We start from the raw sequence: 12,787 nt of genomic DNA, 5'->3' as shown, positions 1-12,787 counted from the left end.
CTTTTTTATTTAATCAATGAAAATTAAAACTTTCTAAAATTAAAAATATAAAGGAGAGGTATTATGAAAAAGATATTTGGTGTCTTACAAAAAGTAGGGAAAGCTTTAATGCTACCAGTTGCATTACTTCCAGCAGCAGGTATATTACTAGGTGTAAGTAATGCATTAGCTAACCCGGCATTAGTTGAAAAAATGCCGTTTTTATCAACGGGAGCTTTTCCACTTATAATAAATATAATGGAAAGATCTGGAGGAATAATATTTGATAACTTACCTTTACTATTTGCCGTTGGGGTGGCAGTTGGATTAACTGAAGGTGAAGGTGTTGCAGGACTAGCTGCAATAGTTGGTTTCTTAATAATGAATACATCTATGGGTATAATGACTGGTGTAACACCAGATATGATGGGTAACCCAATGTATACAACAACTGTTGGTATACCAACTCTTCAAACAGGAGTTTTTGGTGGTATCATAATTGGTATAATTGCAGCAGGACTTTATAAGAAGTTCTACAAAATAGAATTACCTCAATACTTAGGATTCTTTGCAGGTAAGAGATTTGTTCCAATAGTTACAGCAGCATCAGCTATATTAATAGGTATAGCCTTATCATTTATATGGCCACCTATACAAAATGCATTATTAAACTTCTCAAGAACAGTAATAGAAGCTAACATAACATTAGCAGCATTTGTATTTGGTATAATAGAAAGAGCATTAATACCTTTTGGATTACATCACGTGTTCTATAATCCTTTCTGGTATCAATTTGGTGAATACATAGATAAAGCAGGAAACTTAGTAATGGGTGACCAAAGTATATTCTTTGCTCAACTTAAAGATGGTGTAGCATTTACAGCAGGTACATTTATGACAGGTAAGTTCCCATTTATGATGTTTGGACTTCCAGCAGCTGCACTTGCAATGATTCATACAGCTAAGCCAGAAAAGAGAAAGTATGTTGCAGGTATAATGGCATCAGCAGCACTTACATCTTTCTTAACAGGTATAACTGAACCATTAGAGTTTGCATTTTTATTCGTTGCACCAGGATTATTTGCAGTACACTGCTTATTTGCTGGTTTATCATTTGCCGTAATGCAAATACTAAATGTTAAAATAGGTATGACATTCTCAGGTGGGTTATTTGACTTCTTACTATTTGGAGTATTACCAAATAGAACGCCATGGTATTTAGTAATACTAGTTGGTGCAGTATTTGCAGTAGTTTACTATTTCGGATTTAGATTCTTAATAACTAAGTTTAATTTAAAGACTCCAGGTAGAGAAGATGAGAGTGAAGACAGCACAAATACAACATTAAACAACAGTGAATTAGCAGCAGGTATACTAGAAGCATTAGGAAACAAAGAAAACTTAAAAAGTTTAGATGCTTGTATAACAAGACTTAGAGTAGCTGTTGAAGATATAAATAAAGTAGACCAAGCAAGACTTAAAGAACTTGGAGCTGCAGGTGTTATGGTAGTTGGTAACAATGTACAAGCTATATTTGGGCCAAAATCAGATACATTAAAATCAGAAATAAACGAAATAATATCTGGAAAAGTAAAAGTTAATGCACCTAAAAAAGGTGAAATCAAAAAGGCTGAAGTAAAAGAAGATAAGCCTAAGGCTAAAGATGAAGTAGAATTAACTTCTACAGGGGAAGAAATAATATCTTTAGTGAATGGTGAATTAATGGATATATCACAAGTTCCAGATGAAGTATTCTCAACTAGATTAATGGGAGATGGATTTGCTATAAAATCTAATGATGGAGAAATATATTCTCCAGTAAATGGTACAGTAGGAGTCGTATTCCCAACGAAACATGCAGTGATAATAGAATCAGAAAATGGAAGAGAAGTGCTTATACATTTAGGAATAGAAACCGTTAAATTAGAAGGTAAAGGCTTTGAAGTATTTGTTGAAGTTGGACAAAAAGTTAAAGCTGGAGATAAACTAGTAAAAATGGATTTAGATTATATCGAGAAAAATGCAACATCAACAATAAGTCCAGTAGTATTTACTAATTTAGGACCAGATGAAAAGATATCTATAAAAGAAGGTCCTATAAAAGCTAAGGAAAAAAATAGAGTAAGTATAGTTAAATAGTTAATAAAAAAGCTAGTTATAAAATTTTATAACTAGCTTTTTATACTAAAATGATATTCTTAAATATTTAAGCTAAATTTGACAATATTAAGAAAAAAATAAGTAAAACGACATTTGAAATAAAATTTAGTATGGTATTTTTTGCAAATAGATTGAAGTAACTAGAATTTTGACATAATAATGTAAATCAAGTATAATTAATAAGATGAATTTAACTACAAATGAAATTCTTAAACGAGGTGGAAAGTGTGGATAATATAATAATACAACCAGTATTGGTTGGTGGTGATATAAATTGCTACTCAGTAGCAAGAGCATACCATGAAGCTTATGGAGTTAAGTCTATAGCTTTTGGTAGATATGCATTAGGGGCGACAAAAGATAGTAACATAATAGATTTTAGAATAGACGAAAGAATAACAGAAGAAAAAGAGTTTATAGATGTATTACTTAAAACTGCAGATGAATTAGCTGCACCTAATAAAAAGCTAATAATAATGGGATGTACTGATGAATATGCAGAATTAATAATAGACCATAGAGATATACTTAAAGAAAAGTACATAGTTCCATATATAGGCAAGGAATTAAAAGATAAGTTAATAGAAAAAGAATTATTCTATAAAATGTGTGAAGAAAAAGGATTAGACTATCCTAAGACTTTCATATATTCAAAAGGTGATGAAATAAAAGACTTTGGATTTAAGTATCCAGTTATAATAAAACCTTCTGACAGTGTATTATATTGGCAATTCCCATTTGAAGGAATGAAAAAAGCTTATATAGCACAAAATGAAACAGAGTTCAAAGAAATAACGAACTCAATATATGCTGGTAAGTATGACAAAAACTTAATAATACAAGACTTTATACCAGGTGATGATTCACATATGAGAGTTTTAACTTGCTATTCTGATCAACATGGTAAAGTTAAAATGATGTGTTTAGGACATGTATTATTAGAAGAGCATACTCCAAAAGGAATAGGAAATCATGCTGCTATAATAACAGAATATGATAAAGACTTAATGGAAAAGTTTAAGGCATTTTTAGAGGATATAAATTATACAGGATTCTCTAACTTTGATATAAAGTTTGATAGTAGAGATAACACTTATAAAGTGTTTGAAATAAACTTAAGACAAGGTAGAAGTAACTACTATGTAACTAGTTCAGGAAACAACATAGCTAGATATGTTGTAGAAGACAGAGTATATAACAAAGAATTAGATTTAAAAATACAAAAAGATCCATTCTTCTGGCATGTTATACCAAAGAATGTAGTTTATAAATATGTTAAAGATCAAGCTTTAGTAAATAAAGCTAAATCATTAGTAGCACAAGGAAAAAGTGCAACTTCATTTGGATATGACAAAGACTTAAAAGGAAACTTTAAAAGAAGTTTATATATATTATTATATAACATAAACCAAATGAGAAAGTTCAAAAAATATTGTAAATAGATTGGTGAGATTATTATGAACAAGACAGTTGGAGTTATTGGTGGATTAGGACCTATGGCCACGGTTTACTTTTTTGACATGGTAGTGAGATTAACAGATGCAAAGTCTGATCAAGATCATGTTGATATGATAATAACTAACCGAGCTACTACTCCTGATAGAACCGCATACATAATAGGAGAAAGTGAAGATTCTCCAGTAGATGTTCTTATAAAAGACAGTAAAAGGTTAGAGGCATGTGGCTCAGATTTTATAGTGATAACTTGTAATACAGCACATTATTTCTATAAAGAAATTTCAGAAAGTGTAAATATACCTGTTGTAAATATAATAGAAGAGACTGTAAAACATGCTAAAGAAAATGGACACAAAAAATTAGGTATATTAGCTACAACTGGAAATATAAAAACTAAGTTATATCAGAATATGTGTGAAAAATATGAAATAGACTATTTAACACTAGATGAAGATAGACAAAGTGATGTAATGAGTATAATCTACAATGATATAAAAAGTGGAAAGCCTGCAAATATGAATAAATTCGATGCTATTATTGACTATCTAAAGTCAAATGATTGTGATGGAGTTATACTAGGATGTACAGAGCTTTCAATACTTAAAAATGACAACAATTTAGATGGTAAATTTTATATAGATTCGCTAGAAGTTTTAGCTAGAAAGTCTATAGAAAATAGTGGTAAAAAAGTTAAGGAAGCTTAAAATAAGCTTTATATATAATTTAAAGACTAAAAACAAAGAAAGCAGAGTGGTATATACTACTCTGCTTTTATAAAGATAATAAAAATTAGTATCTTAAATCATTAAAGTCTTATAAAAGGTATAAAATTGTATAAAAAGTTATATGTATAACAATAATTTTTTTTATCAAAAAACTCAATATTGTGCTATACTTACATAGATAAGAAGACTTATTAGGAGGGCTAAAGATGAAATTATTAGAAGTTATGAATGGGGTAGAATTTACCTCTCAAAAGCCTTGGAATGAAATAGAAAATACAGAAATAAAAGACATAGCATACAACTCTTCCAAATGTGAAGACGGATATATATTTGTAGCGATAAAGGGTGAGACTGTAGATGGTCACAAATATGCTAAAGATGCATATAAAAGAGGAACAAGAGTATTTATACTACAAGATGATGTAGAATTAGGAGAAGATGCTATAAAGCTATTTGTAAAAGATAGTAGGATAGCACTATCAAATATGTCATCAAATTACTTTGGTAATCCATCAAGAGAATTAAAAGTAATAGGTGTGACAGGAACTAAAGGAAAGACAACTATAACTAATTATATAAGTGAAGTATTAAACCAAGCTGGAATAAACACAGGGGTTATAGGAACTAATGGAACTTTCTACAATGGTAAGAGTGAAAAAACAGTTAATACAACTCCTGAAAGTTATGAATTACACAGAATATTTAGAACTATGCTAGATGAAGGTGTTAAATGTGTATCTATGGAAGTTTCTTCTGGTGGAATAATGATGAATAGAGTTGAAGATGTAAACTTTGATATAGGAATATTCTCGAATTTATCTCCAGACCACATAGGGCCAAAAGAACATCCAACATTTGAACATTACTTAGAGTGTAAGGCTAAATTATTTACATTATGTGACCATGGAATAATAAATATAGATGATAAGCATGCTAAAGACATAATAAAACATGCAACTTGTCATATAGAAACTTTTGGGATAGAGGAAGATGCAGATTTAAAAGCTAAAAATATAAAGTATTCTAGAGAACTAGATTCATTAGGGACAAGCTTTGATGTAGAAACTAAAGATGATATATTTAATGCATATATATGTTCACCAGGTACTTTTAGTATATACAATGCACTAGCAGTTATATCAGTTTGTAGATATTTAAAGATAGACCAAAGATTAATGTTAGATGCCCTTAAAAATGCTAAAGTGAAAGGTAGAGTTGAAGTACTTCCTGTACTTGATTATGCAACAGTAATAATAGATTATGCTCATAATGGAGTTAGTTTAGAAAATATACTTCAAACTCTTAAAAAATATGATCACAATAGATTAATATGTTTATTTGGATCAGTTGGAGGAAGAACTAAGTTAAGAAGAAAAGAACTTGGAGATGTTGCATCTAGAGAATGTGACTTATGTATATTAACAGGAGATAACCCAGATTTTGAAGATCCAATGAATGTAATAAATGATATAGCTAAGTCATTTGAAGGTTCAAAATGTGAGTATATAAAAGTGCCAGATAGAGAAGAAGCCATAATAAAAGCTATAGATATAGCTAAAGAAGGAGATATGATAGTCTTTGCGGGAAAAGGACATGAAGAATATCAACTTATAAAAGGTGAAAGAGTACCTTTTAGTGAAACAGAAATAGCTAAAAAAGCAGCAGCCAAGGTAATGGAAAGTAGAAAAATTATGGCAGAATCCTTATAATTAAAGAAACTAAGAAGGGAAGTTTAATACTTCTCTTTTTAGTGTCTATACTAAAATTAAAAAAATGGAGAAATTTCATGAATGAAGGGAAAATATTTTTATCATTACTAGAAAAATCAAGCTTAATAATAGTTTTATTTATAATGATAACTAAGATAAAGGGGTTTAAGTACATATTTCAAAAAGAAAAATACAAAGCTAAAGATTTAATGATGATATCTATTATATTTAGTTTATTAGCAATACTTGGTACTTACAATGGAATAAGTGTACAAGGTTCTCTTGCCAATACTCGAATAATAGCCATAGTATCTGGAGGTGTATTATTTGGACCTTTAGTTGGTATAGTATCGGGTGTAATATCAGGTGCTCATAGATATATAATAGATATACATGGCATAACCTCTTTTCCATGTTTTATATCTAGTATATTTGCAGGAATTATATCGGGATATTTTTACAAAAGAATAGATGATAAATATAGATGGATATATGGTATTTTATGTGGTGTAATATCAGAAAGTTTTACTATGTTGTTAATATATTTGATTTCAAAGCCACATGATGTAGCAGTAAATATTATACATAAAATATATATACCAATGATAGTAGGTCAAATTGGTATAGGTTTTTTAGTATCTATTGTACAAGCTATAAAAAAAGAAAAGGATGAAGTAGCAGCATTTCAATCAAAGTTAGCGCTAGATATAGCAAATAAGACACTACCTTACTTTAGGTCTATAAATAAAGATTCCTTAAGAATTATATGTCAAATAATAAAAGATGAAATTAACTCAGATTCAGTAGCAATAACAGATAGAGAAAAAGTATTAGCCTATGTAGGAATAGGAGAAGAAATATTTAATAGATCTACAGGTCTTAGTGATATAACCAAAGAATCTATGGAAAAAAATAAAATATTAAATATAAAAGTAGAAAATGAAGGGTATTCTGTAAGTGAGAAAGTAAATTTAAAAACAGTCATGATAATACCTTTAACTGAATCCAATAAAGTAATAGGAAGTCTAAAAATATATTATACAGAGCAATATGATATGAGCCATTCAAAAAAAGCGCTAGCCATAGGATTATCTCAAATGATATCTACATTAATGGAAGTATCAAAGATTGAAAAAATGAAAGAGGCTAAAAATAAAGCAGAAATAAAAGCTCTACAAACCCAAATAAATCCTCACTTTTTATTTAATGCATTAAATACTATAACATCTTTTATAAGAATTGATCCAGATAAAGCAAGAAAGCTTATTATAAATCTTTCTACTTATATGAGATATAATCTAGAAGTTACAGACAATCTTATTGATATAAATAAAGAATTAGAACAAGTAAAAGCTTATGTAGAAATAGAAAAAGCACGATTTGGAGATAAACTAAATGTTATTTATGATATAGATGATGATATACAAGTGAAGATACCAAGCCTTATAATACAACCTCTAGTAGAAAATGCAATTATACATGGAATAAGAAAAAATGGAGGACATGGCGTAGTAGTAATAGGAGTTAAAAAGAAAAAAGAAAAAGTTAACATATGGGTAGAAAATGACGGATTAACTATAGATCAAGAGATAATTAATAGAGTTTATAATAATAATATGCCAGAAAATAAGATAGGTCTTTATAATGTTCACTTAAGACTTAAGTTAATATATGGACATGGCTTAGATATAAAGAGGTTAAACCCAGGAACTAAGATAGAATTTAAAGTATAGAAAGGGGATGCTAGATGAAAGCTATAATAGTTGAAGATGAGTTTCCAGCAAGAGAAGAACTAAAATATTTTATAAATAATTTTAGCAATATAGAAGTGATAAATGAGTTTGATAATGGAGTAGATGTACTAAAATTTATACAAGAAAATAGTGTAGATGTAATATTTTTAGATATAAATATACCTATGCTAGATGGTATGCTACTGGCAAAAACAGTAAGACAATTTAAAAAAAGCCCAAAAATAGTTTTTATAACAGCTTACAAAGAACATGCAGTAGATGCATTTGAATTAGAAGCTTTTGATTATATATTAAAGCCATACTCAGATGATAGAATTGTATCTATGTTAAAAAAACTTGAAAAGAGTGATATAGCAGATGAAAGTATTGATGTGTCTAAAAAAGTAAAAAATGAAAACAAGAAAAATCTATCTAGTGTTAGCTTATGGAAAAATGATAAGTTAATAGTAGTTAATATAGATGATATATATTATTGTGAGGCAAGAGAAAGAGAAACTATAGTATTTACAAAAGATAATGAATACATAGTAAAGGGATGTATAAAAGATTTTGAAAAAAACCTAGGAAAAGAATTATTCTTTAAGACGCATAGATCTTTTATTGTAAATGTACATAAGATAAAAGAAATAATACCATGGTTTAATAGTACATATAAGTTAAAACTAAAAGATATAGATACAGAGATACCTGTGAGCAGAAGTAATATAAAAGAATTTAGAAAAATTATGCATATATAATTGTATTTTATGTTATTATTTATGCATTTCATGTAAAAATATATCTTTAAAAGTCAAAAAAACGTTATTATATCCTTGGAATAATTAATACAAAAACTTAAAAAATAAAGTTTTAAAAAGGAGAAAAGGTATGATAACATTTTTAGTATGCTTAGCAATACTTATCGTTGGATACTTCACTTACGGAACTTATGTAGACAAAATGGTTAAGTTAAGTGATAATAATCAAACTCCAGCAGTAAGATTACAAGATGGAATAGACTATATTCCAATGCCTTGGTACAAGGTATTTTTAATACAATTTTTAAATATAGCAGGAACAGGTCCTATATTTGGTGCTATAATGGGGGCATTATTTGGTCCAGTAGCATTTTTATGGATAACGTTCGGGACTATATTTGCAGGAGGAGTTCACGACTTCTTCTCAGGGGTTATATCAATGAAGCATGATGGTATGTCAGTTTCTGAAATAGTTGGTATATACTTAGGTGGAAAGATGAAAACAGTAATGAGAGTATTCTCAGTAATACTTCTTATATTAGTTGGTACAGTTTTCGTTACATCACCAGCAGGTCTTTTAAAATCTATGACAGGTGTAGATCAAATAGTATGGATAGTACTAATAATAATATACTATATAGCTGCAACTGTTTTACCAGTTGATAAGGTTATAGGTAAGGTATATCCATTATTTGGAGCAGCTTTATTATTTATGGCTATAGGATTAGCAGGAGCTATGATAATAGGTAACATAAACGGAACTATGGTAATGCCAGAGTTAACTTTACAAAATATGCATCCAGATGGATTATCTTTATTCCCATTCTTATTCGTAACAATAGCTTGTGGGGCGATATCAGGATTCCATGCGACTCAGTCACCTATGATGGCTAGATGTATAAACAACGAAAGAGAAAGTAAAAAAGTATTCTATGGAGCAATGGTTGTTGAAGGTATAGTTGCATTAGTATGGTGTGCAGTTTCAATAGCATTCTTTGGAGATAGTTTATCGCTACAAGCAGCATTAGCTGAATTTGGTGGTCAGTCAGGAGTTGTTGGATTAATATCTAAGTCATTATTAGGTCAAGTTGGTTCAATACTTGCAGTACTTGGGGTTGTCGCTTGTCCTATAACAAGTGGAGATACAGCATTTAGAAGTGCAAGACTTACAATAGCAGATTCATTTAATATAAAGCAAGATACATTTATGAGTAGATTTAAGATAGCTATACCATTATTCATAGTATGTATATTCTTAACTACAATAGACTTTAACATAATATGGAGGTATTTTGCTTGGTCTAACCAAACATTAGCTACAATATTCTTATGGACAGCTACAGTGTATTTAATAAAGAACAATGTTAATTACTGGATAACTTTAGTACCAGCAACATTTATGACATCAGTATGTATGTCATATATATTACAAGCTCCAGAAGGATTTAGATTAAATGCTACATTATCAAATGGAGTAGGAGTAGTAGTTGCATTAGTATTATTTGGATTATTCTTAGTAAATAAACAAAAATTTGCTAATATGGATATAAAGAAAAATGCTTAATAAAATATAAAAAAGAGTTACCTTAATTGGTAGCTCTTTTTTATATTTTAGATTACTTGATTTACCTATTTAATTAAAGTAAATTAATTATTTTGCTTAGAAAGTTACTGGCAATAAAAAATTCGCTTAGCTTATGTCGTCAACGATTTTATCTATTACCCCAAAATTCTTTTTTACTTTTACCAAATATGTTATTGTCATTTTAATCTATAGATTATAATCAATTATTAAGTAAAAAAGTATCTATAAATATAAAAATTTATAGATACTTAAAATTATTTATTATACGTTAAATCTAAATAATATAACATCTCCATCTTTAACTACATAATCTTTACCTTCAAGTCTAACTAATCCTTTTTCTTTAGCAGCAGTCATAGTTCCAACTTGAGCTAGATCTTCAAATGCTATAGTTTCTGCACGTATGAATCCTCTTTCTATATCAGAGTGTATCTTTCCACCAGCTTGAGGTGCTTTAGTACCAACTTTTATAGTCCAAGCTCTAACTTCTTGAGGACCAGCAGTTAAGTAAGAAACAAGTCCAAGTAAAGCATAAGAAGATTTTATTAATTTATCTAGACCAGATTGTTCTAAACCTAAAGTTTCTAAGAATTCTTTCTTTTCTTCATCAGTGTCAAGTTCAGATATTTCTGCTTCTATTTGAGCACAAACAACAACAACTTCAGCATTTTCAGTAGCAGCAAATTCTCTAACTTTATTTACGTATGGATTGTTTGCAGCTTCATCAGCTAAATCATCTTCACTTACGTTTGTAGCATATATTACTGGCTTTGAAGTAAGTAAGTTTAATGAGTTAACAAAAGTTTGCTCATCTTCAGTGAAATCCATAGTTCTAACACACTTACCATCTTCTAAAGTTGCTTTTATAGCATTTAAAAACTCTAATTCAGAAACTAAAGACTTATCTGCTTTAGCAGCTTTTTGAGTTTTTTGTATTCTTCTATCTAATATTTCTATATCAGAGAATATTAACTCTAAGTTTATAGTTTCTATATCTCTAAGTGGATCAACGCTTCCATCAACGTGAACAACGTTAGGATCTTCAAAACATCTAACAACGTGAACTATAGCATCAACTTCTCTTATATGAGATAAAAATTTATTTCCAAGTCCTTCACCTTTAGAAGCTCCTCTAACAAGACCTGCTATATCACAGAATTCTATTGCAGTAGGAACTATTTTTTTAGAATCATATAACTCTTTTAATTTATCTAATCTTTCATCTGGAACAGCCACAACACCAACATTTGGCTCTATTGTACAGAAAGGGTAGTTTGCAGATTCTGCACCTGCTTGAGTTATTGCGTTAAATAGTGTACTTTTACCAACATTTGGTAAACCAACTATACCTAATTTCATATTCATCGTCCTCTCTTTTATGATAATTTAAACAACCTGCATGTTGTAAATATCAGATTATTGAATTTATTATACTATTTTAACAAAGTCATATTATGGGTTATTAAGTTAGACTTTGTTATTTTAGACATACATATTAATTATACATCATATATATAACAGATGTAAACTAGGCATGTACATCAAAAACCACTTTTGGAGTTGATAGTATGTTAATTTTGATTACCTTATTTATAACCATAGGATTAAGTTTAATACTAAAAGGCTACATGGAAAATATATTTATAATTATAAGTGCCATAATATTTTATAGACAGATAATAATATATAAAGAATATAAAAATCTACCTTATGCTTTTTTAATTTCCTTTATAGTATTAAACTCATTTATTTTTTTTATTAAAGAAAGTGTAAACATAAAAGAAGTACAACCTATAGGTGAAAAAGAAGAAACTTTAGTGTTATTAGTATCTGAGGGTGAAGATAGAAATTATAATATAAGAGAAAGAACTACTCAAATATATTATGAAAATGGGTATAAATCATTTATAACGGGTATAAGTGATTTATATAAATATAAATCTTATTACACAGACTTAGGAGATAGCGATTTTAAAAGGAAGACAAAAGAAATCGAAGAAAAGTTAAAACTTCATTTAGGAGAAGGATATGAGGTAGTAAATACGTATATGTACTCAAAACCATATTTTGAAAAAAGTATAGAAAATATAGTAGAAAGTAGGTATAAAAAAATAATAGTATGTCCTTTGTTTATGACAGAAGGAAAAGACTACAAAATATTTAAAGAAAGATATGAAAAATTAACACTAGTTCATCATGATTTATTTAATGTAGAAATATTAGAACCACTTTATAAATCGAATAATTTAGCCATGGTTTATAAAAATGAAGTAATAAGAAAAATAAATGAAATAGATGATGATGCTGGAGTACTATTAATAGGATTTGAGGATAAAAACAATTTAGAACAAGATATATTATTTAGAGAAAAAATAAAAACATACATAGAATATGAAGATAAAGATGATAGAATTCAAATAAAAATGCCTCTTTTAGAAAATAATAAAGACGATATAATAAAAGATGGGGAAGAATTGTTAGAATATGGAATAAACACATTGTATGTTGTTTTTCCTACATGCGCAATAGATAGTATATACACAAGGTATTTAGTAGATAGTATACTTAAAAATCTTGATATGGGAAATACTAAATTTTACTATATAGACCCTGAAAAAAAGATAGATTCTATAGTTGATGAACTTTTTACAAGAATATCATTAATGAATACGTAGGAGGA

General features: G+C 28.6%; 9 protein-coding genes. 8 read left to right on the top strand and 1 reads right to left on the bottom strand.

Annotation, left to right across the window (positions count from 1 at the left end; all coding sequences use genetic code 11):
* The first annotated feature begins 63 nt into the window (after nt 1-63).
* From ptsG to I2H23_RS07280, 7 genes are all read left to right on the top strand, one after another.
* The gene (gene ptsG, locus I2H23_RS07310) at nt 64-2,118 is read left to right on the top strand and encodes a glucose-specific PTS transporter subunit IIBC (protein WP_166505914.1); all 2,055 of its coding nucleotides are present in this window, start codon (nt 64-66) and stop codon (nt 2,116-2,118) included.
* Between the two features lie 248 nt (nt 2,119-2,366).
* Nucleotides 2,367-3,581, top strand: a complete 1,215-nt coding sequence (locus tag I2H23_RS07305) for a carboxylate--amine ligase (RefSeq protein ID WP_092924108.1) — start codon at nt 2,367-2,369, stop codon at nt 3,579-3,581.
* Between the two features lie 15 nt (nt 3,582-3,596).
* Nucleotides 3,597-4,301 carry an aspartate/glutamate racemase family protein gene (locus I2H23_RS07300; protein WP_176579615.1) on the top strand — a complete coding sequence of 235 codons (705 nt, stop codon included), beginning with the start codon at nt 3,597-3,599 and terminating at the stop codon, nt 4,299-4,301.
* Nucleotides 4,302-4,528: 227 nt separating this feature from the next.
* Nucleotides 4,529-6,031 (top strand): UDP-N-acetylmuramoyl-L-alanyl-D-glutamate--2,6-diaminopimelate ligase, encoded by a 1,503-nt coding sequence (locus tag I2H23_RS07295; RefSeq protein WP_195581388.1) that lies wholly within the window; start codon nt 4,529-4,531, stop codon nt 6,029-6,031.
* A gap of 77 nt (nt 6,032-6,108) precedes the next feature.
* A complete protein-coding gene (locus I2H23_RS07290; RefSeq protein WP_092924117.1) occupies nt 6,109-7,764 on the top strand; it encodes a LytS/YhcK type 5TM receptor domain-containing protein in 1,656 nt (551 codons plus the stop codon).
* A gap of 14 nt (nt 7,765-7,778) precedes the next feature.
* The gene (locus I2H23_RS07285) at nt 7,779-8,522 is read left to right on the top strand and encodes a LytR/AlgR family response regulator transcription factor (protein ID WP_195581387.1); all 744 of its coding nucleotides are present in this window, start codon (nt 7,779-7,781) and stop codon (nt 8,520-8,522) included.
* Between the two features lie 130 nt (nt 8,523-8,652).
* Complete coding sequence (locus I2H23_RS07280; protein WP_195581386.1) at nt 8,653-10,086, top strand: carbon starvation CstA family protein; 1,434 nt, start codon at nt 8,653-8,655, stop codon at nt 10,084-10,086.
* 282 nt (nt 10,087-10,368) lie between these two features.
* Here the strand turns inward: I2H23_RS07280 and ychF are convergent, their stop codons facing one another.
* A complete protein-coding gene (ychF, locus tag I2H23_RS07275) occupies nt 10,369-11,466 on the bottom strand; it encodes a redox-regulated ATPase YchF (protein WP_092924126.1) in 1,098 nt (365 codons plus the stop codon).
* 209 nt (nt 11,467-11,675) lie between these two features.
* On the opposite strand from ychF, the gene I2H23_RS07270 reads away from it, so the two are divergent.
* The gene (locus I2H23_RS07270; protein ID WP_092924129.1) at nt 11,676-12,782 is read left to right on the top strand and encodes a CbiX/SirB N-terminal domain-containing protein; all 1,107 of its coding nucleotides are present in this window, start codon (nt 11,676-11,678) and stop codon (nt 12,780-12,782) included.
* Nucleotides 12,783-12,787: the final 5 nt, after the last annotated feature.

Origin of the sequence: Romboutsia sp. BSD2780061687b_171204_C1 (assembly GCF_015560225.1) — a bacterium.
Lineage (GTDB): Bacteria > Bacillota > Clostridia > Peptostreptococcales > Peptostreptococcaceae > Romboutsia_C > Romboutsia_C hominis.
This window is presented reverse-complemented; position numbering and strand designations above follow the sequence as displayed.

Bases quoted from the DNA above. Each gene is read 5' to 3' on its own strand.
- ptsG (WP_166505914.1), top strand. From the start codon at position 64: ATGAAAAAGATATTTGGTGTCTTACAAAAAGTAGGGAAAGCTTTAATG.
- I2H23_RS07290 (WP_092924117.1), top strand. From the start codon at position 6,109: ATGAATGAAGGGAAAATATTTTTATCATTACTAGAAAAATCAAGCTTA.
- I2H23_RS07300 (WP_176579615.1), top strand. From the start codon at position 3,597: ATGAACAAGACAGTTGGAGTTATTGGTGGATTAGGACCTATGGCCACG.
- ychF (WP_092924126.1), bottom strand. From the start codon at position 11,466: ATGAAATTAGGTATAGTTGGTTTACCAAATGTTGGTAAAAGTACACTA.
- I2H23_RS07270 (WP_092924129.1), top strand. From the start codon at position 11,676: ATGTTAATTTTGATTACCTTATTTATAACCATAGGATTAAGTTTAATA.
- I2H23_RS07285 (WP_195581387.1), top strand. From the start codon at position 7,779: ATGAAAGCTATAATAGTTGAAGATGAGTTTCCAGCAAGAGAAGAACTA.
- I2H23_RS07295 (WP_195581388.1), top strand. From the start codon at position 4,529: ATGAAATTATTAGAAGTTATGAATGGGGTAGAATTTACCTCTCAAAAG.
- I2H23_RS07280 (WP_195581386.1), top strand. From the start codon at position 8,653: ATGATAACATTTTTAGTATGCTTAGCAATACTTATCGTTGGATACTTC.